The organism is Pseudomonas sp. NPDC089741 (assembly GCF_044748825.1).
Taxonomy (GTDB): domain Bacteria; phylum Pseudomonadota; class Gammaproteobacteria; order Pseudomonadales; family Pseudomonadaceae; genus Aquipseudomonas; species Aquipseudomonas helmanticensis.
Map to the genome: position 1 here is coordinate 1 of NZ_JBIVGT010000004.1, position 19,161 is coordinate 19,161.

Below are 19,161 nucleotides of genomic sequence, written 5' to 3' on the forward strand. Positions count from 1 at the left end.
AAACAAACACCAAAACATAAAACAAGAGGAGAATCAAGTTCAAAATTCTGATCCTGCTCTAGCGGGCAAAACGCTCGTTGATCATTTCCAGGGTCGGCATGCGTCCACGGACGATGCGATCCTGACTGGTCAGGTCGTAGCTTTTGACACTGCCGGGTTCGGCAGCGTTATCGGTCTGTACCAGACCATCGTCGACGCCATGCACCAGCGCGTCGATTTCATCCTGGGACAGCAGATCCTGCACGGCCATGTCGTGTTCCTACTGCAGTACGAAATTAGTGAAAAGCAACTGTTCGATCACCACTTTGCCCAGCTCTTTCTGCGCCACTTCCTGGACGCTGGCTGTAGCCTTCTGGCGCAACATCTCCTGGCCGATCGGCGTCGCCAATGTGGCGAAATCCTGACCGGAGAAAAGCATTACCAGGTTGTTGCGGATCACCGGCATGTGCACTTTGAGCGCTTCGAGATCAGCCTGATTACGCGCCAGCATGGTGATGCTCACCTGCATGTAGCGCTGACGGCCGTTCTGGTTGTAGTTGGCGACAAAGGCCGGCGCCATCGGCTCGAAAATCGCCGGTTGCTTGCCGGCCGGCGCAGCCTCGGCGGCCTCGGCAGGCTTGCTCTGAGCGCTGTGCATGAAGAACCAGGTCGCCCCCACGGACGCGCCAATGGCCAGCAGCAACGCCAGCACGATCACAATGATCAGCTTGAGTTTGCCTTTGGTTGCGGGGTCTTTCACTGCTGCTGTTTCGCTCTTCGCCATGCCAATAATCCGTCACTATTCGGGTTTTCACAGTCGCACGGCAAGGCAAGAGCAAGTGTTATGCCAGAAGTGTCGGTAGTCGTGGAGACAACGCTAAAGTCAAAAGCAACCCTCACCCCAGCCCTCTCCCGGAGGGAGAGGGGGCCGACCGAGGTGTAAGACGTCAAACACCGACCTGAAAGACCGGGTCGATTAGGGACTCATCCATCAAGTCTTGACGATCATGGATTCACAGACGCTGTTTCAAGTCGGTGTAAATCTCCAATATCCCCCAATCAGTCCCCTCTCCCTTCGGGAGAGGGCTAGGGTGAGGGGCTTTTGATTTTGATCAGGCGTAATAGTCGACCGCGCTGCTACCGATCACGCTGGTCGTTTGTGCAGCGGCTTCAGCAATGGCGGCCGGCGCCAATTCTTCATCGGCCGAATCGAGGCGACCACCGGCAGCGCTGGTGCGACCGCCCTGACCCTGCTGCGCCTGTTCCTGACCCTGCTGACCCTGCCAGCCACGGCTCTGGTCGGAGACATTGACGTCAACCTGGCCCATGCCCTGCTGGTTGAACATATCGCGCAGGCGATGCATCTGGCCGTCGAGGGCTTCACGCACACTTGGGTGCGCGCTCATGAACGTCACCTGCGTCTGCTGATCCGGAACCATGTTCACGCGGATATCCAGACGCCCGAGTTCGGCCGGCTGCAATTGAATGTCCGCCGCCTTCAGATTGGCGCTCGACAGATACATGACGCGGTTGACCACTTCTTCGGTCCAGCCGCTCTGATGCATGGCGATTGGCTGATTCACCGGCACCGCGTTGGCCGTCTTCGGCGTCGCCGCCTGAGTCAGCGCCGCCAGACGGTTGGCGAAATCATCGACGCGGGTGTCGCTGGTGGCAGTCTTGAGGTCTTTGAGGCCGTCATCGATCAGGCCACTGAAGGCCTTGTCACCGCCCTGGCTGGTGCTGTCCTTGTCGGCCTGCACATCCAGCATGCTGGCCATACCAGCGGCGAAGTTCTGCGCCGAGGTCAATTCGCCGTCGGCCTGAGTCTGTGCCGGCGAAGCTTTCGGCTGCGCCTGGCTGGCGGCGGAAATATGCCCGCCCTGCTCCATGGCCAGTCGCACCACCGGCAGTGCATCGAGCGGATCGGTTGAAGGATCGAATTCGCTGTCGGCGTTGGCCGCCGGGTCTTTGACCACGCCCGGCAATACCGCCACGGTCGGGGTTTCGGTTTTCGCCGGGGTGGCTGCTTCGGCCACTGGCGCGGCCACCACCGGCGCTGTGACCAGCGGCTGCACGACCTGCATCAACGCCGGATCCAGCACCGGATCGACCGGCGCGGTATCGACAACCGGAGGTTGCGCGGTATCGGCACTGTCGTCGCTGCCGGCGCTCTTGTCAGCATCAGCGCTGGTTTTGTCGGCAGGCAAGGCATTGCCGCTATCGGCAACGGCCGGCGCCGGGGCGGCAGTCTGATCCTTGCCGACATCCTTCCTGGCGCTGTCATCGGCGACCTTGTCACGCGGTGATTTCACCGGGCTGTCAGCACTGACGGCAGTCTTTTTCGGGCCTTGGTCGGCGAACACCTGAGCGAAGCTTGAAGCCTTGTCCCCGGTGTCTGCGGCCACTGCCGACGTTTTGGCAGAGGCGGCTTGAGCCTTGGCCTGAGCGGCGTTCTGAAGAAGGATGTTGGGGGTCGCAGGCATGAAACGGTCTCCGCTGCACTGGGATCGTAGGTACAGTTGCGGAGATAACTGCAAGTGCCGGGCCAGTTTTGTCCGACGCTTGAGAAAAGCGCCGGACGGCCGGATTCAGTGCGTGTGCGCGTGGTGTTTTTCGTTTTCGTAAACCGGACGAACATGCTCGAACTCGCCACTGATGTCAGCGACCAGTTTGACGATTTCTGCGGGGCTTTTGTGCCTGGCGTCCGATTCGAGTTCCTGGCACAGCTCGGCCAGTCGAATCGCGCCCATATTGCTGGCGCTGCCCTTGAAACTGTGGGCAACTTCCGACAGGGCCTTGGCATCCGCCGCTTTTTGCAGCGCAACCAAGCGATATTCGGAATCCGTGAGAAAGGTATCCAGCAGCTCTGGATAACCATCCTCCATGACTTCGCGCAGTACGCTCAGCGCCTCGCGATCAATATGTGTATCTGTCACTTGCTCACTCCTTGATCAAGAATTGCGCAGATTATGCCTGAACCTCCCAGAAAAACTCCACGCGGGCACTACGACCTTCGTCCGACCAACTGGCATTGCGCCCCAATTGCCGGACCAGACTGACCCCGCGCCCCGACAGACGGACACCTTCCAGCGGCCGTTCCATCACCCGCGCCACATCGAAGCCCTTGCCGCTGTCCTCGACGCGAACCACCAGACAACCGCCCGCGCCTTGCGGCAGCACCTGCAAATGCACGCGCACGTAACCGTCCTGCAAAGCCTCCAGCCGCGTATTGCGCTGCTCATAGTAGCGAGCAAAACCTGCGGCATCGCGCTTGAGACTGGAATCCAGACCGAGCACGCCGTGTTCCAGTGCATTCGAATACAACTCGGCGAGCACGCTGTACAAGGCGCCACTCTGCGCTCGCAACCCATGTACTTCCTGCAACAATTGCAGCAGATAAGGCATCGGATTGAATCGCCTGAGCGTGGCACCCCGGAATTCGAAGCTTACCGACCAGTCCAGCGGACACGACTGGCCGCTGTCGGAATAAACCGGCGCCGAAGGACGAACCTGCGCCGGCGCCAGCAGACTGACCTCGACCATGCTGACATCGTCCCGCGCCTCACCGCGAAAATCGCGCAGCGCCTGTTCGATATCTTCGAAGAGGCGATCAGGCTCGCGATTGGCGGCAAACACCTGCTGTAAACGTTCAACGCCGAACAACTGCTCGCTGGCATCACTGGTGTCGATCACCCCGTCGGACAACAGGAACACCCGATCCCCGACTGCCATCGGATGCACCTCGGTGCAATCGTCGAACGCCTGCGGGCTGAGCACACCCAACGGCAGATGCCGGGCGGCCAATGGCACACGCTCGCCGCTGGCGATTCGATGCAGATAGCCATCGGGCATGCCGCCGTTCCACACTTCGACCGAACGCCGCTGAAAACTCAGGCACAGCAGCGTCGCACAGCAAAACATGTCGACCGGCAGGATACGTTTAAGCTTGGCATTCATCTCGCGCAGGGTTTCCGCCAGGCCATAACCCTTGGCGGTCATGCCGTAGAACACCTCGGCCAGCGGCATCGCCCCGACCGCTGCCGGCAGGCCATGCCCGGTGAAATCTCCGAGCAGCACGTGCATGTCACCCGCCGGGGTATAGGCCGCGAGCAACAGATCCCCGTTGAACAGCGCATAGGGCGATTGCAGATAACGAATGTTCGGCGCGCTGAGGCAGCCGGAATGCGCGACCTTGTCGAACACCGCTTTGGCGACGCGTTGCTCGTTGAGCAGATAATCGTGATGCCGGGCGATCAGGTCACGCTGCTGCAGAACTGTGGCCTGCAAGCGGCGCAAGCGATCCATCGCCTTGATTTTGGCGGCGAGAATCACCTGGTTGTAGGGTTTCGCCAGAAAGTCGTCACCGCCCGCTTCCAGGCAACGCGCCAGCGCTTCGCTTTCAGTCAGCGAGGTCAGGAAGATGATCGGCACCAGGGTTTCCCCGGCCAAGGCCTTGATCTGCCGCGCCGCCTCGAAGCCATCCATCACCGGCATCATCGCGTCCATCAGCACCAGGTTCGGTTGCTCACGGCGAAACACCTCCACCGCCTCAGCACCGTTGGCGGCCGTCAGCACTGCATGACCCTGACGACGGACGATAGTCGACAGCAGCAGACGGTCGGCGGCGCTGTCTTCGGCGATCAGGATGGTCAGCGGCTCTTGCGCCTGCATGGCCGTCAAGTGATGTCGAAGAGCTTGTCGAAGTTGGAGATGGCGAGGATCTTGCGCACGTCGGAGTTGGGGTTCACGACACGGATATCGGAATCGTCGCCACCGGCATGATCACGCAAGAGCAACAGCATCCCGAGGGCGGAGCTGTCCAGATAAGTGGTCTCTTTCAGATCCAGCTCATAGGAATTGGGCTCCGGCTCGATTCGCTCATAGGAATTGCGAAATTCCTGATGCTTGCCGAAGTCGAATCGACCCTTGACCGAGATCTTGAGCTTTTTTCCATCCGGGGAGACTTCTGCAACGACTGACATTGACTGGCTTCCTTGTCATTGACGAACGTGTACAAGGTTTAGCACTTGGACAGGGTTGGGGCAAGGTCAGGAAGCCAGATCAAGAGATCGCAGCCTTCGGCAGGCTGATCCCCTGTAGGAGCTGCGGCACGCTGCGATCTCTTGATCTGGCTCTAAAAAGGCTGAGAACGCGGCAACCGCTGCGACAACTCGTCCAGCAACTTCTGCTCGCGCTTGTCTTCGAGGCGTTGCGCCTCTTCGCGGTAGCGCTGCACCAGTTTGCGCAGGCCTTCGACTTTGGCAAATGCCTGTTGCCAGGCCTCACGCGCATTGTCCAGATTCTTCTGGTGCCAGTTCAGGCTCTGCCGTTGCTGATCGACGGCAGTGTCGAGCTGGGCGAGAAAGCCCTGAAACCCCAGCAACCACTGCCCGCTCACGCCAGTGGCGCCGCGCACGATCCACTGCTCGGAATAATCCAGACGAAAGGCATTGAGGTCGGCGAGTTTGCTTTCAGCGACCTTCACCTGGCCTTGAAAGTAACCCAAACGCTGCACGGCGGTTTTCTCGGCTTTTTCAGCCATGTCCACCACCGGCGCCAGACGCGCGGCTCGACTGACGGCGGCCATGCGCGGTTAGCCGCCCGCCGCAGGCGCGAACAGGGTTTCCAGATAAGCCTGGCTTTCGCCCATGTTGATTTTGTCGTTCAGCCCCTGCCGCTGGTACCTGACCAACTGCGGTTGCAGGGAAATCGCCATGTCGGTTTCACGGTCACCGCCGGCCACGTAGGCGCCAACGCTGATCAGGTCACGACTCTGCTGATAGCGCGACCACAGCTGCTTGAAATACTGCGCGCGCTGCATGTGTTCCGGCGAAACCACCGCAGGCATCACCCGGCTGATCGACGCTTCGATGTCGATGGCCGGATAGTGCCCTTCCTCGGCCAGACGCCGCGACAGCACGATGTGGCCATCGAGTACGCCCCGCGCCGAGTCGGCAATCGGATCCTGCTGGTCATCGCCTTCCGACAGCACGGTGTAGAACGCGGTGATCGAACCACCACCCTTCTCCGCATTACCGGCGCGCTCGACCAGTTTCGGCAACTTGGCGAACACCGACGGCGGATAACCCTTGGTCGCCGGCGGCTCGCCGATGGCCAGAGCGATTTCCCGCTGGGCCTGGGCGAAACGGGTCAGCGAATCCATCAGCAACAGGACGTTTTTGCCCTTGTCGCGGAAATATTCGGCAATGCGCGTGCAGTACATCGCCGCGCGCAGACGCATCAGCGGCGCATCGTCCGCCGGCGAAGCGACCACGACGGAGCGCTTGAGACCTTCTTCACCGAGGCTGTGCTCGATGAACTCTTTAACTTCCCGACCACGCTCACCGATCAGGCCGACGACGATGATGTCGGCTTCGGTGAAGCGGGTCATCATGCCCAACAGCACAGATTTACCGACACCGGTACCGGCAAACAGACCGAGACGCTGGCCGCGACCGACCGTCAACAAACCGTTGATGCAACGGATGCCGACGTCCAGCGGCACGCTGATCGGGTCACGGTTGAGCGGGTTGATTGTCGGGCCGTCCATCGGCACCCAGTCTTCGGCTTTCATGCCGCCCTTGCCGTCCAGCGCACGACCGGCGCCGTCGAGCACACGGCCGAGCATGCTCATGCCCATCGGCAAACGACCGGTATCGGCAAGCGGCACCACACGGGCACCGGGGGCGATGCCGGCAACGCTGCCGACCGGCATCAGAAAGACTTTGCTGCCAGAGAAACCCATGACTTCTGCTTCCACCTGGGACGGGTGATAGCTGTCGTCATTGATCACCAGGCAACGCGTGCCCATCGCGGCGCGCAGGCCTTCGGCTTCGAGGGTGAGGCCGACCATGCGCAGCAGACGACCTTCAAGAATCGGCGCGCCGGCAATTTCAACGGCCTCGGCATAACTGCTCAGGCGCTTGGCGAAACTGGTGCGTTCAAGGCGCATCGGGAGTGTCCGCGAGCGGCTCTTCAGGCGTGGCCGCCGGTTTTACGGCTTCGGGAATGTCCAGGCTCAGATCCGCTTCAGCCGGATGCAAGGCCTGTTCGTGCAACTGATCGAAGAGCTTCGCCATGACCTGAACCACGCGCGTTTCAATGCTCGCGTCGATGCGACTGTGCTCGGTTTCAACCCGACAGCCACCCGGCAGCAGCGATTCATCTTCGACGATGCGCCAGCTTTCCTCATGACGTTCGCGCAAAGCCTTGGCTTGCTCGAAGTCTTGCGGGTTGACGTACAGACGCACGTTGTCGACGCCCAGCGGCAACAGCTTGAGGGCGTCGCGCATGACGTGTTCGATCTGGCTCGAATCGATGGCCAGTTCGCGCTTGATCACCTGTTTGGCGATGTGTTGCACGAGGTCGACCAGCGACTTTTCGATTTGCGTGTCTTGCTCGGCGATGGGTTCGAACAGGTTCGCCATCAGTTGCTCGAGGCTGGCAATTTTTGCCGCCAGCGCCACTTCAGCTTCCTGCCGGACTTTCAGCGTGGCGCTGTGGAAGCCTTCCTTTTCGCCGATAGCAAAGCCTTCGTTGTAAGCCTCCTGACGGATGCTTTCGAGCTCTTCGAGGGTCAGTGGCTGGACTTCTTCCAGCGGCACTTCTTCCATTTCCGGCGGTTCGGGCTCGGGTTCAGGCTCGGGTTCCGGCTTCGGCGGATCGAAGCTGGGCATGGCCCAGGATTCGAATCCGCGAACATCGCGGGCACGGATCAGATCCGTCACATCGTCGTCGTGCTTGTCCATGGGCTTAGATCATTTCCTCGCCACCCTTGCCGCCGAGTACGATCTCGCCGGCTTCGGCCATACGACGGGCAATGGTGAGGATTTCTTTCTGCGCGGTTTCGACGTCGCTGACGCGCACCGGGCCTTTGGCCTCGAGGTCGTCGCGCAACAGTTCGGCCGCACGTTTGGACATGTTCTTGAAGATCTTCTCTTTGACGCCTTCGTCCGAACCCTTGAGGGCCAGCACCAGCACGTCGGAGGAGACTTCGCGCAGCAACGCCTGAATACCACGGTCGTCGACATCGGCGAGGTTGTTGAACACGAACATGAGGTCTTCGATCTGACCGGACAGGTCTTCGTCGACTTCGCGGATCGAGTCCATGAGCTGGCCTTCGATCGAGCTGTCGAGGAAGTTCATGATGTCTGCCGCACGCTTGATACCACCCAGGGTGGTGCGCGAGGCATTCGAATTGCCGGAGAACTGCTTCTCGAGAATCTGGTTGAGCTCTTTCAGTGCCGCTGGCTGCACGGTGTTCAACGACGAGACGCGCAGGATGATGTCCAGACGCACCTTGTGATCGAAGTTGCCGAGCACTTCACCGGCCTGATCCGGATCGAGATACGCCACCACAATCGCCTGGATCTGCGGGTGTTCGTAGCGGATCACGTCGGCAACCGCGCGCGGCTCCATCCATTTCAGGCTGTCGAGGCCACTGGTGTTGCCACCGAGCAGGATGCGGTCGATCAGGCCGTTGGCCTTGTCTTCACCCAGTGCCTGGGTGAGCATTTTGCGCACGTAGTCGTCGGAACCGACGCCAAGGCTGGTCTGGTCGCCGACGATGTCGACGAACTCGCTCATGACCTGCTCGACCTGTTCGCGATGGACGTTACCCATCTGCGCCATGGCTACGCCAACGCGCTGAACCTCTTTCGGGCCCATGTGGCGCAGCACTTGCGCGGCATCGGTCGAACCCAGGGACAGCAGCAGAATCGCGGCTTTGTCGACCTTGTTCAGTTTGACGGTTGCGGCTCGGTTATCACTCATCTGCGTTAATCCACTCTTTCACGACCTGAGCCACGCGACCCGGATCCTCGGCCACCAGACTCTTGATTGCATTCAGTTGCGCGTCATAACCCTCGCTTGGGCTTGGCAACAGAATGCTCTGCGGACCACCGAGGCTCACGCGGTCGTTGGAAAGTTCGCCGTCCAGGCCGCCCATCCCGCCGAGTTCCACGTCGCTGCCAAGACCGGCCAGCTCCTTGCCTTTGCCGCCACCGGTAATGTTGTTGAGCACCGGGCGCAGCACACCAAACACCAGTACCAGGATGAACAGCACACCCAGCACTTGTTTGACGATGTCCCAGAACCATGGCTGGGAGTAGAACGGAATATCGGCAATCACTTCACCGCGCTCGGCGGAGAACGGCATGTTGATCACGCTGACGCTGTCGCCACGGCTGGCGTCGAAACCGACGGCGTCCTGCACCAGACGGGTGAAGCGCGCCAATTCGTCGGCGCTCCATGGCGCACGGGTGGTTTCCCCGTTGGCGGCATTGACCTTGACCTGGTCGTCGACAACCACCGACACCGACAGACGATTCAGGCGACCCTGCTGCTGTTTGGTGTGGCTGATGGAACGGTCGAGCTCGAAGTTCTTGGTCGATTGTTGACGCTTGTCTGCCGGGTACGGCGCGAGCATTGGCTGGCCGGTGGCCGGGTCCATGATCTGCTGACCGTTGGCATCAACCAATGGCTGACCTGGCTGCACCATGCTGGCCGGCGCAGCTGCGCCGCCGGTGGTTTGCGGCGCCGAGGCCGGCGCTGGTGGCTGATTGCTCAGGGCACCCGGCACACCTTGCGGGCCATTGCTGGCGGTGCGTTGTTCGTTGACCGACTGCTCGCTGCGCAACGCCGGTTGATCCGGGTTGAACTGCTCGGCAGTCGATTCGACGGCATTGAAATCGATATCGGCCGAGACCTCTGCCTTGTAGCGATCGTTGCCCAATACCGGTTGCAGGATGTTGTGCACGCGCTGGGTGAGCATGCTTTCCATGCGACGGCTGTAATCGAACTGCTTGCCAGCCATGGTCATTTCGGAGTTTTCCGCCTGATCAGAGAGCAGTGTGCCCTTCTGGTCGACGACGGTGATCTGCGATTTGCTCAGCTCGGGAACGGAAGTCGCCACCAGATTGATGATCGCAATCACCTGACCCGGCTCCAGCGAACGACCGCTGTACAGTTCGACCAGCACCGACGCACTTGGCTTGCGCTCATCACGAACGAACACCGAGCTCTTCGGAATGGCCAGGTGCACGCGCGCACCCTTGACGTTGTTCAGGCTGGAAATGGTCCGCGCCAGTTCGCCTTCGAGGCCGCGACGATAGCGGGTCGCTTCCATGAACTGACTGGTGCCCAGCCCCTGGTCCTTGTCGAGGATTTCGAAACCGATGTTGCCGTCGCTGGGAGTGACACCAGCGGCAGCGAGTTTCATCCGCGCACGGGACAGGTCATCGGCTTTGACCAGCAAGGCGCCGGAATTCGGTTCTACGGTGTAAGGGATGTCGGCGGCGGCCAGGGTGTCCATGACCTGTTTGGCGTCCATGCCGGCAAGGCTGCCGTACAACGGACGGTAATCCGGCTGCTGCGACCACAGCACCACGGCAAAGCCAATCGCCACGCTCGCAGCCAGGCCGACCAACAGGCCCACCTGACGCAGCACGGTCATCTCGGAGAGGTTTTCCAGGAAGGACAGGCCGAAGAGCGGCGGTTTGCCGTCTATCGGGGTGGCCTTGGCCGGAACGTTATCGGCGACTGCTTCTGCCATGACTCAATCTCGTCCTTAAACCGGCATCTGCATGATGTCTTGATAAGCCTGAACCAGTTTGTTGCGCACCTGGGTCAGAGCCTGGAACGACACGCTGGCTTTTTGCGAAGCGATCATCACGTCCGTCAGATCGACGCCGCTTTTGCCGACTTCAAAGGCGTTGGCCAATTGAGTCGACGCTGTCTGGGTATCGCTGACTTTGTTGATCGCCTGACCGAGCATGTCGGAAAAGCTGCTGCCCGCCAGTTCAGGGACAGCGGTCGTCGATTTCGGCGCAGACATGGCATCCAGCTTCATGGCCTTCATGTCTGTCATCAACCGATTAAATTCAATACCTTGGCTCATGGTCTACTCTCTTGGGCGGCCCGCAATTTTTTGACACTCACTCGGCGGGTACACAGGTGTTAGCAACAAGGGTGCCAGCTCGGCGGACTTTTTCCACAAAAGCCAATCGGGGCACCGCGCGAACAGCGAAGCCACCGCAAAATCACTGTGGGAGAGGGCTTGCTCCCGAAGGCGGCGTGTCAGCTGCATAAATATCGACTGACACTCCCTCTTCGGGAGCAAGCCCCCTCCCACAATGGGTTTTGCGTGAGTTCAAGTGGCGAACAGATAGCCTTCGACATCCATCCCGGCATCGCGCATTTGCGCCAGTTTGTAGCGCAGGGTGCGTGGGCTGATGCCGAGTTTTTCCGCCGCTTCTTTGCGGCGGCCGCGCTCGGTGCGCAGGGTGTCGATGATCATCTGAAACTCCCGGCGCCGCAGGTCATCGCCCAGCGCACCGGCAGAATCGGCGTCGATTTCGACTTCACGGATCGCTGGCGGTACAGCTGTCGCCACCGGCAAAGGAGCGAACGTCACCGGACCGGCCAGACAGAAATCCTGCGGCTGGATCAGTCCGCCCTGCTGCAGGATCAACGCGCGCTGAATCGCGTTATCCAGCTCACGGACATTGCCTGGCCACGGGTAGGCGATCAGACACGCCTGCGCTTGAGGCGAAAGTTTCGCCGCCGCATGCTTCATTTTATTGACGTGTTTGTTCAGCAACCGCTCGGCCAGCGGCAGGATATCGGCAGTGCGCTCGCGAAGTGGACGCCAGGCCAAGGGGAAAACCGACAAACGGTAAAAAAGATCTTCACGGAAGCGCCCCGCCGCCACTTCGCCAGCCAGATCGCGGTTGGTAGTGGCGACCACACGGATGTCGAGGGTGATCGGCTTGCGCGCACCGACGCGCTCGACTTCGCGCTCCTGCAACACGCGCAGCAGCTTGGCTTGCAGGCCAAGGGGCATTTCGGAAATTTCATCGAGCAGAATGGTGCCACCGTCGGCCTGTTCGAACTTGCCGGCCTGGGCGGCGATGGCGCCGGTGAACGAACCTTTCTCGTGACCGAACAACGTCGCTTCGAGCATGTTGTCGGGAATCGCCGCGCAGTTGATCGCGATGAACGGTTGATTGGCGCGATGGGATTGCTGATGGATGTAGCGCGCCAGCACTTCCTTACCGGTGCCGGACTCACCCGAGATCAATACCGTGGAATCGCTGCGCGCCACGCGTGCCGCGAGATCGAGCAACTGTGCGCTGGCCGGCTCAACCGCGATCGGCCCTTCGGCTTCGCTGGCACTGATGCTGCCCAGCGCATGTCGCGCGACCAGATCCAGCAGCGCCTTGGGTTCGAACGGCTTCACCAGATAATCCGCCGCGCCATGGCGCATCGCGTCGACCGCGCGCTCGACGGCACCGTGAGCGGTCATCAGCAACACCGGCAACTGCGGCTGACGGGCACGCAGCAGGGCGAGCAATTGATGGCCATCCATGCCGGGCATGTTGACGTCACTGACCACCAGGCTGAACGCTTCGCCCGCGACCGCCGTCAACGCTTCTTCTGCGCTGCCAACCGCCTGATAATCATGGCCGGCCAGCAACAGCGTATCGGCCAGCGCCTCACGCAACGAACGGTCATCCTCGACCAGCAAAACCTTGATGCCCATGGCGTTCACTCAGCTCCCTGTACAACGGAAAACAGCGGCAGGCTGACCTGCGCGCACGTGCCGCGCCCGACCCTCGAACGCAGCTGCAATTCTCCCTGATGTGCCCGGGCCACAGCCTTGACCACGGTCAGGCCGAGACCAGTACCGGTGACTTTGGTGGTGAAAAATGGCTCGCCGAGACGCGTCAGTACAGCCGGCTCGATCCCGCTACCGTTGTCACTGACACTGATACGCAAGATGTTGTCGCGGGTGTAGCAATGCACTTTCAGGCGCACATCAGCGGCGCTGGCCTGAATCGCGTTTTCGAGCAGATTCAACAGAGCCCCGACCAAGGTGTCGCGGTTGCACAGCAGCTCGCCGGCATGACTGTCGCACTGCCAGCGGATTGGCAGATCCTGCACATGGGTCAGCGCGGCGGCTTGCAGCGCCTGCATCAGCGCATTCGGCGTCAAACGATCGGTCAGCGGCAATTCTCCGCGAGCGAACACCAGCATGTCGCGCACCTGATGCTCCAGCTCGTGCAGACGCTCTTTCAGGCGCCCGGCGAAACGCTGCTGGGTGGCGACCGGCAGCTCCTGCTCAGTCAAATGACTGGCGTACAACAGCGCGGCGGACAACGGCGTGCGGATCTGATGAGCCAGCGAGGCGACCATCCGCCCCAATGACGACAGACGCTCGTGGCGCGCCAGTTGATCTTGCAGATGACGGGTTTCTGTCAGGTCGTTGAGCAGCACCAACTGCCCCGGCTCGGCATCCAGCGAGCGCGTGGCAATCGACAGGCGTCGACCGTTTTTCAGGGAAATTTCATGACCGTCGTCTTCGCGCGGGGCAAAGCAGCGCGCAATCACCTGACGCCACAATTGACCTTCGAGCGGCAAGCCGAGCAGCTCGATGGCAGCCGGATTGGCTTCGCGCACCATGCCATGACCGTCGATGACGATGACGCCACCGGGCAACAGATCGAGGAGATTTTGCAGACGGTTGGCCAGGCGCTCTTTTTCCGCCAGCTCCTGCATGCGCTGGGCGCTGACCACCGCCAACTCGCCTTTGAGTTCGGTCACCCGCGCTTCAAGCATGCTGTAGGAATCAGTCAACTGGCTGGACATTTGATTGAACAGCTCGAAAGCCTGCTCAAGACCCTGTCGGCTTGCCTGTTCTACGGAGGACGGCTGCCCCTCGGGACTGGAGGCAGAAGACATCTGGGCGACTTGGGGCATTGTGCTTTCTCGCTTGGCTGACCGTCAGTGAAACGGAACGTTGCGAGGGCTGTAGCAATACCCGTGCCTAAAAAAAACCGCTTATAAATGAAGAGGTTGAAAAACAGGCGTCAATCATCCGCCTGTTCATCACCATCACGTCGACTCATGCCGTATTTGCGCATCTTCTCGACCAGGGTGGTTCGACGAATACGCAAGCGCTCGGCGGCACGTGCCACGATGCCATTGGCGTCGTCCAGTGCCTGTTGAATCAGGCCCTGCTCCAGACCACCGAGGTAGTCTTTAAGGTCGAGGCCTTCCGGCGGCAGCATGGCATTGGCGGTGAAGTCCGGCGTATGCCCGTTGATGGCCACACGCTCTTCCAGATCGCTGCGCAGGCTGTCGACCATTTGCTCGTCTTCGTCGTCGACGTAGCGGAATTTCTTCGGCAACTCGACCACGCCGATCACCCCGTACGGGTGCATGATCGCCATGCGCTCGACCAGATTGGCCAGCTCGCGGACGTTGCCCGGCCAGCCGTGACGGCACAGCGACATGATCGCCGCCGAGTTGAAACGGATCGAACCACGCTTCTCGTGCTCCATGCGCGAGATCAGCTCGTTCATCAGCAACGGAATGTCTTCGACGCGCTCACGCAGCGGCGCCATCTCGATCGGGAACACGTTCAAGCGATAGTAGAGGTCTTCGCGGAAGGTGCCGATCTCGATCATGCTTTCGAGATTCTTGTGGGTCGCGGCGATGATGCGCACATCGACGCTCTGGGTCTTGTTGCTGCCTACGCGCTCGAAGGTGCGCTCCTGCAAGACGCGCAGCAGCTTGACCTGCATCGGCAGCGGCATGTCGCCGATTTCGTCGAGGAACAGCGTACCGCCGTTGGCCAATTCGAATCGCCCGGCACGGCTGGTGATCGCGCCGGTGAAAGCGCCCTTCTCGTGGCCGAACAATTCGCTTTCGAGCAGCTCTGCCGGGATCGCCCCGCAGTTGACTGGCACGAACGGCGCGTCGCGGCGCTTGGAATGGTAATGCAGGTTACGTGCAACCACTTCCTTGCCAGTGCCGGACTCGCCGAGGATCAGCACGCTGGCATCGGTGTCGGCGACTTGCTGCATCATCTGGCGCACGTGCTGGATCGCCCGGCTGGTGCCGACGAGGCTGCGGAACAGATTGGGCTCACGATGACGGCCGCGCTCGCGGGCCTGGTCATACATCTCGCGATAGACCTGGGCACGGTGCAGGGAGTCGAGCAATTTGCTGTAGCTGGGCGGCATTTCGAGGGTCGAAAGCACCCGGCGGCGTTGGTCGTCAGGCAGATCGACGGAAGAATTATCGCCCATCAGCAAAACCGGAAGGAACTCATCCCAGGTTGAGAGTGTCTTTAACAAGCCCAAAAGCGCGCCAGGAGCATTAACGGTCCCGATCAGTACGCAAATGACTTCACGACTAGACGACAAAGAGCCGACTGCCTGCTGCCAGTCATGGCTGCCGCAGGGTAAATTTTCTTCGCCAAGAAAATTTAGAATCACCGCCAGGTCGCGGCGGCGGACGCTATCGTCATCGATCAGCAGAATTTTGGTTTCACGCCACATGCAATAGCAACTTCCCTAGTCAACTCAATGCCCGAAAAATGGGGCAAGCGAGACGCTTGCAGGACACCATGTGCCTGTAGACGCCTGAAATCTGAAAACAGCCACTAGTTAAGTCAAAAAACCGTGCACAGTCAAATTTATGGCGCACATGTCTGGATTAACTGGGGGTTAATTAACCAAACAGATGGTAAACCTTTGCCGCCTTTTGCGCTTGGGTGATCTGCGACATCTCGTTGGCTATCGCCTGCCGCTCACCCATGGCCACCTCAAGAAGCTCCTTGTAGACATGGAGCAACTCCTCAAGATTGTTGCGCAACGCGTCCTCATCCAGCGCAGCTTCAGCCATGACGTCTTCCATGCAGGAACGGCAAGCCAGATCCAGCTCGCCAATAGCTTCCCAATTGCGCTCGGCCAAGGCTGTTACCAAGGCTTCGCGGGTATCGGCAATTCGCTGCAATACAAGACTCATGGTGCTCTCCTTAAAACTGGGGGCCTGGCGGAGCAATACCGTCCCAGCCTTCCTTCACGGTGCGCAGCAGCCCGGCGACCTCATCGAGAATCTTCGGATCACTGTCGATGTTGGCCTGCGCCAGGCGCTTCATCATGTAGATGTAGAGCTGGTTGAGATCAGCCACCGACTCGGCGCTGTTCTCCAGATCGAGGCCTTCACACAAGCCACCGATAATGCCAACGGCCTTGTTGATCGCCGTCCCTTTGCCGGGAATATCCTTGCGCTCGATGGCGCCTTTGGCCTGAGCGATACGCTCCAGGCCGCCTTCCATCAACATTTGCACCAGACGGTGCGGGCTCGCTTCGGATGTCTGAGCGTGTGCGCCGACTTTCTGATATTGCCGAAGGGCTAACATTGGGTTCATGTTCTACCTCATTGCCACAATGACTCGTATAACCAGTGTATCGCCAGCGAGCCACAAAACTTTAGATGAAAAGACAAAAACCCGGCGCACGCCGATAAAGCGTAGCCGGGTTTTTGTCGTCAGATCATGACTAGCTGGCGGACTTCTGCGCGTCCAGCGAAGCGAAGAACGAGGTGATGTTACTCGCCGTCGCTTTCATCTGCCCGACCAACAGGTCCATGGCATTGTATTTGGCGGTCAATGTCGCCGTCAGGCTCGCCACGTGTATGTCGAGTGCGGTCTGCTGACTTTTCAGGCTCGCAGCCGAACTGGTCAGATTGCTGCTGCGCTGATCCAGCAGCCCCGTGCCCGGCTTGACATAGGGATCGACAGCGCTCTTCATCCGCGCCAGCAAACCGTTAGTGGACGTGGTGCCGGAGAACAACTGCTGAACCTGACCCGCCATCCCGGGTGTGCTCATACGATCATTGAACACCTTGGTGTCCAGCGTCAGCTCACCGGTTTCCTTGTCAGTCAGGACGCCCATCTGCGCCAGTACGGCCAGGCTACCGCTACCGGAGCTGCTCATGGTCAGTTGCGAACGAATATCCGACATCAGCGAGCGTGGTAGCGAGTCACCGGTAAACGCAGCAGAAACGGTCAGATTGCCATCCTCATCCGCTGTCGCATTGGACAGGGTGTCGATGGTTCTCTTCAGGGTGTTGTAGGAATCCATAAAAGACTGAAGCGACGTCTGGATACCCGTCGTGTTGGTGGCGACGGTGACAGTCGCGGCGGTCTGGGCTCCAGAGGCGTCTTTAGGGCTCACCGAAGTGAGGTTCAGCGTCATCCCGCTGATTGCACCCGACACCGTATTGCTTTTGCTGGTGACGAGCAGTCCGTCAATGGTGATCTTGGCATCCTGAGCCAAATCACCCACAGCGCCCGAGGCACCCGGGGCAGGAGTCCCACCCATTTGTTGGGTACCGTCGATTTCCAGACCGGCAATACCGCTGACCTGCATGTCCATGCCGGCACCGGTCTTGCTCGAACTCAGCACCAGACGCGAGGCGCCAGTGGCGTCGGTCACGATGTTGGCAGAAATACCGTTGCTGGCCTGCGCGGTGTTGATCGCATCCCGAGTGCTCTGCAAGGTGGCATTGGCCGGAATCGCGACATTGTAATCAATGCCATTCTGACTGATTTTCAGAGTACCACTCGGAATGGCACTGGTTGCGCCGCCAGCGAATGCGGCACTGGCCACTTTCGAGCCGGTTGCCAGATTCTTCACGACAACGCTATAGCTGCCAGGTACAGCCGTGCTGTTGGAGGTAGCGCCGAGGACCGTCGGAGTGTCAGACGTCGCGGTATAACCGGCAAATGCAGGGCTCGTCGCCTGCCCAAGATCGGTCATCGATTTCTGGAATGCCGCGAGCGCGCTTTTCAGCGAGCCAACACCGGAAATCTTCAATGAGTTGGTTTTTGTCTGAGTATCGATCTGCGTCTGCTTGGCCGACTTGTCGGCATTGACCAGCGCAGTCACGATCGAACCGATGTCCAGACCGGAACCCAGTCCCGAACCCGGCAAAATTGGACTTGCCATGTGCATCTCCCTTCAGATTGTTGCCATTCTTTTGACCGTTACCCGCGTCCTGAGAACGTACAAACACTATTCATGCCAGCTATCAGACTTTGGCGTCGAACAACACGTGGCTCGCATTGGCGAGGCTGTCTGCCAGCTTGAGGGCTTCTGCGGAGGGAATCTGTCGAACGACTTCACCCGTCTCGCTTGCTATCACTTTGACGATAACCTTTCCGGAATGCTCATCAATGGAGAATTCCAGATTGCGCTTGATCGACTGTACGAACTTTTCGATCTCCTGCACTGCCAATTTCAACTTGGCATCGTCCGTATCCTGGCTCTTAGCAGCGACCGGAGCATCAGCCTTGGCAACTTTAGGCGCCTCTGACGGCTTGTCAGCAACTGGCGTTACTGGCTTGGGAGCCGGATAAGAGACGTTAAGCTTTACGCTCATGTCCATACCGATCACCTCCATAAACTAAAAAAGCGAGAGAGCGCGACAAGCGCACTCCCCCGCCTAAACTCATTCCGAAATTACTGAAGCAGCTTCAGTACAGCGGAAGGCAGTTGGTTGGCTTGAGCCAGTACGGAGGTCGAAGCCTGCTGCAGAGTTTGCTGCTTGGTCAGGTTAGCAGTTTCTGCGGCGAAGTCGGTGTCTTGTACACGACCCTGTGCAGCAGTGGTGTTCTCAACGATGTTTTGCAGGTTGGAGATGGTGCTGGTCAGACGGTTTTGCGAAGCACCCAGGCTGGCGCGCTGTGCACCGATTGCAGCGATAGCGGCATCGATTGCAGTGATAGCGTTGTCGATGTTCTGCGAAGCAGAACCCGCACCAGTACCCGAAGCACCAGTCAGAACTACAGTACCGCTACCAACCGACAGGCTGACGGCGTCGAACTTGGAGCTCAGTACCAGGTCGATGTGGTTAGCCGAACCGGTGTTTGCGCCAACTTGCAGAGTTACAGTACCAGCGGTACCGTCCAGCAGGTTTTTGCCGTTCAGGTTGGTCGAAGCCGAGATACGAGTGATCTCGTCGGACATCTGAGCGAATTCGGAGTTGGTAGCGGTCTGGTCAGCAGTGCCGTTGGTACCGTTACGTGCTTTAACAGCCAGTTCACGCATACGCTGCAGGATGTCGGTAGTAGCTTGCAGGCCACCTTCAGCTGCCTGAGCAACGGAGATACCGTCGTTGGCGTTCTGGATAGCCTGGTTGCCACCACGGATCTGCGAAGCCATACGGTTGGAGATCTGCAGGCCAGCGGCGTCGTCTTTAGCGCTGTTGATTTTCAGGCCGGAAGACAGGCGCTGCATCGAAGTCGACAGAGCGTCGGAACAAACGTAAAGCTAATTCAAAACGATCAACAACGTATAAAAAGTGTTAACTGATAAAGTAATAAAAAAT

Annotated in this window: 19 protein-coding genes and 1 pseudogene; all 20 read right to left on the reverse strand. The window is 59.6% G+C overall.

Annotated elements, in window-relative coordinates; translation table 11 throughout:
* Positions 1–61: 61 nt before the first annotated feature.
* A pseudogene (locus tag ACIPZE_RS05530) lies at positions 62–250 on the reverse strand (flagellar motor switch protein FliM); the annotation flags it as partial.
* Between the two features lie 9 nt (positions 251–259).
* Entirely contained in the window at positions 260–763 is a 504-nt protein-coding gene (fliL, locus tag ACIPZE_RS05535) for a flagellar basal body-associated protein FliL (RefSeq protein ID WP_283437240.1), read from the reverse strand.
* Between the two features lie 328 nt (positions 764–1,091).
* On the reverse strand, positions 1,092–2,462 hold the full coding sequence (locus ACIPZE_RS05540; RefSeq protein WP_400771879.1) for a flagellar hook-length control protein FliK: 1,371 nt from the start codon (positions 2,460–2,462) through the stop codon (positions 1,092–1,094).
* 105 nt (positions 2,463–2,567) lie between these two features.
* A complete protein-coding gene (locus tag ACIPZE_RS05545) occupies positions 2,568–2,915 on the reverse strand; it encodes an Hpt domain-containing protein (protein ID WP_400771881.1) in 348 nt (115 codons plus the stop codon).
* Between the two features lie 31 nt (positions 2,916–2,946).
* Positions 2,947–4,650 carry a fused response regulator/phosphatase gene (locus ACIPZE_RS05550; RefSeq protein WP_283438647.1) on the reverse strand — a complete coding sequence of 568 codons (1,704 nt, stop codon included), beginning with the start codon at positions 4,648–4,650 and terminating at the stop codon, positions 2,947–2,949.
* A 5-nt stretch (positions 4,651–4,655) separates the two neighbouring features.
* Positions 4,656–4,961 (reverse strand): STAS domain-containing protein, encoded by a 306-nt coding sequence (locus ACIPZE_RS05555; RefSeq protein ID WP_129390919.1) that lies wholly within the window; start codon positions 4,959–4,961, stop codon positions 4,656–4,658.
* Between the two features lie 152 nt (positions 4,962–5,113).
* On the reverse strand, positions 5,114–5,566 hold the full coding sequence (gene fliJ, locus ACIPZE_RS05560) for a flagellar export protein FliJ (RefSeq protein WP_400771883.1): 453 nt from the start codon (positions 5,564–5,566) through the stop codon (positions 5,114–5,116).
* Positions 5,567–5,572: 6 nt separating this feature from the next.
* On the reverse strand, positions 5,573–6,931 hold the full coding sequence (gene fliI, locus ACIPZE_RS05565; protein WP_129390909.1) for a flagellar protein export ATPase FliI: 1,359 nt from the start codon (positions 6,929–6,931) through the stop codon (positions 5,573–5,575).
* Complete coding sequence (gene fliH / locus ACIPZE_RS05570) at positions 6,921–7,727, reverse strand: flagellar assembly protein FliH (protein WP_400771884.1); 807 nt, start codon at positions 7,725–7,727, stop codon at positions 6,921–6,923. Before fliH ends, fliI begins: the two co-directional genes overlap by 11 nt.
* 4 nt (positions 7,728–7,731) lie before the next feature.
* Positions 7,732–8,751, reverse strand: a complete 1,020-nt coding sequence (fliG, locus tag ACIPZE_RS05575) for a flagellar motor switch protein FliG (protein WP_007920042.1) — start codon at positions 8,749–8,751, stop codon at positions 7,732–7,734.
* Positions 8,744–10,531: a flagellar basal-body MS-ring/collar protein FliF gene (gene fliF / locus ACIPZE_RS05580; RefSeq protein ID WP_400771886.1), complete on the reverse strand. Its 1,788-nt coding sequence runs from the start codon at positions 10,529–10,531 to the stop codon at positions 8,744–8,746. The genes fliG and fliF overlap by 8 nt, the downstream gene beginning before the upstream one ends.
* A 15-nt stretch (positions 10,532–10,546) precedes the next feature.
* Entirely contained in the window at positions 10,547–10,876 is a 330-nt protein-coding gene (gene fliE / locus ACIPZE_RS05585) for a flagellar hook-basal body complex protein FliE (RefSeq protein WP_064119537.1), read from the reverse strand.
* Positions 10,877–11,128: 252 nt separating this feature from the next.
* The gene (locus tag ACIPZE_RS05590; RefSeq protein WP_283437246.1) at positions 11,129–12,520 is read right to left on the reverse strand and encodes a sigma-54 dependent transcriptional regulator; all 1,392 of its coding nucleotides are present in this window, start codon (positions 12,518–12,520) and stop codon (positions 11,129–11,131) included.
* A 5-nt stretch (positions 12,521–12,525) separates the two neighbouring features.
* Positions 12,526–13,719 (reverse strand): PAS domain-containing sensor histidine kinase, encoded by a 1,194-nt coding sequence (locus ACIPZE_RS05595; RefSeq protein ID WP_283438648.1) that lies wholly within the window; start codon positions 13,717–13,719, stop codon positions 12,526–12,528.
* 128 nt (positions 13,720–13,847) lie between these two features.
* A complete protein-coding gene (locus ACIPZE_RS05600; RefSeq protein ID WP_064390855.1) occupies positions 13,848–15,323 on the reverse strand; it encodes a sigma-54 dependent transcriptional regulator in 1,476 nt (491 codons plus the stop codon).
* 172 nt (positions 15,324–15,495) lie between these two features.
* A complete protein-coding gene (locus ACIPZE_RS05605; RefSeq protein WP_007920054.1) occupies positions 15,496–15,792 on the reverse strand; it encodes a hypothetical protein in 297 nt (98 codons plus the stop codon).
* 10 nt (positions 15,793–15,802) lie between these two features.
* Entirely contained in the window at positions 15,803–16,198 is a 396-nt protein-coding gene (gene fliS / locus ACIPZE_RS05610) for a flagellar export chaperone FliS (RefSeq protein ID WP_129390894.1), read from the reverse strand.
* 130 nt (positions 16,199–16,328) lie between these two features.
* The gene (gene fliD / locus ACIPZE_RS05615; RefSeq protein ID WP_283437247.1) at positions 16,329–17,780 is read right to left on the reverse strand and encodes a flagellar filament capping protein FliD; all 1,452 of its coding nucleotides are present in this window, start codon (positions 17,778–17,780) and stop codon (positions 16,329–16,331) included.
* A gap of 82 nt (positions 17,781–17,862) precedes the next feature.
* Positions 17,863–18,219, reverse strand: coding sequence for a flagellar protein FlaG (locus ACIPZE_RS05620; protein ID WP_283437248.1), 357 nt, complete (start codon positions 18,217–18,219; stop codon positions 17,863–17,865).
* 74 nt (positions 18,220–18,293) lie between these two features.
* The gene (locus tag ACIPZE_RS05625) at positions 18,294–19,082 is read right to left on the reverse strand and encodes a flagellin domain-containing protein (RefSeq protein ID WP_400772122.1); all 789 of its coding nucleotides are present in this window, start codon (positions 19,080–19,082) and stop codon (positions 18,294–18,296) included.
* Positions 19,083–19,161 lie beyond the last annotated feature (79 nt).

What these genes read in the sequence shown, in the direction of transcription:
- fliL (WP_283437240.1), bottom strand. Translation starts at nt 763, where the DNA reads ATGGCGAAGAGCGAAACAGCAGCAGTGAAAGACCCCGCAACCAAAGGC.
- ACIPZE_RS05540 (WP_400771879.1), bottom strand. Translation starts at nt 2,462, where the DNA reads ATGCCTGCGACCCCCAACATCCTTCTTCAGAACGCCGCTCAGGCCAAG.
- ACIPZE_RS05550 (WP_283438647.1), bottom strand. Translation starts at nt 4,650, where the DNA reads ATGCAGGCGCAAGAGCCGCTGACCATCCTGATCGCCGAAGACAGCGCC.
- ACIPZE_RS05555 (WP_129390919.1), bottom strand. Translation starts at nt 4,961, where the DNA reads ATGTCAGTCGTTGCAGAAGTCTCCCCGGATGGAAAAAAGCTCAAGATC.
- fliJ (WP_400771883.1), bottom strand. Translation starts at nt 5,566, where the DNA reads ATGGCCGCCGTCAGTCGAGCCGCGCGTCTGGCGCCGGTGGTGGACATG.
- fliI (WP_129390909.1), bottom strand. Translation starts at nt 6,931, where the DNA reads ATGCGCCTTGAACGCACCAGTTTCGCCAAGCGCCTGAGCAGTTATGCC.
- fliH (WP_400771884.1), bottom strand. Translation starts at nt 7,727, where the DNA reads ATGGACAAGCACGACGACGATGTGACGGATCTGATCCGTGCCCGCGAT.
- fliG (WP_007920042.1), bottom strand. Translation starts at nt 8,751, where the DNA reads ATGAGTGATAACCGAGCCGCAACCGTCAAACTGAACAAGGTCGACAAA.
- fliF (WP_400771886.1), bottom strand. Translation starts at nt 10,531, where the DNA reads ATGGCAGAAGCAGTCGCCGATAACGTTCCGGCCAAGGCCACCCCGATA.
- fliE (WP_064119537.1), bottom strand. Translation starts at nt 10,876, where the DNA reads ATGAGCCAAGGTATTGAATTTAATCGGTTGATGACAGACATGAAGGCC.
- ACIPZE_RS05590 (WP_283437246.1), bottom strand. Translation starts at nt 12,520, where the DNA reads ATGGGCATCAAGGTTTTGCTGGTCGAGGATGACCGTTCGTTGCGTGAG.
- ACIPZE_RS05595 (WP_283438648.1), bottom strand. Translation starts at nt 13,719, where the DNA reads ATGTCTTCTGCCTCCAGTCCCGAGGGGCAGCCGTCCTCCGTAGAACAG.
- ACIPZE_RS05600 (WP_064390855.1), bottom strand. Translation starts at nt 15,323, where the DNA reads ATGTGGCGTGAAACCAAAATTCTGCTGATCGATGACGATAGCGTCCGC.
- ACIPZE_RS05605 (WP_007920054.1), bottom strand. Translation starts at nt 15,792, where the DNA reads ATGAGTCTTGTATTGCAGCGAATTGCCGATACCCGCGAAGCCTTGGTA.
- fliS (WP_129390894.1), bottom strand. Translation starts at nt 16,198, where the DNA reads ATGAACCCAATGTTAGCCCTTCGGCAATATCAGAAAGTCGGCGCACAC.
- fliD (WP_283437247.1), bottom strand. Translation starts at nt 17,780, where the DNA reads ATGGCAAGTCCAATTTTGCCGGGTTCGGGACTGGGTTCCGGTCTGGAC.
- ACIPZE_RS05620 (WP_283437248.1), bottom strand. Translation starts at nt 18,219, where the DNA reads ATGGACATGAGCGTAAAGCTTAACGTCTCTTATCCGGCTCCCAAGCCA.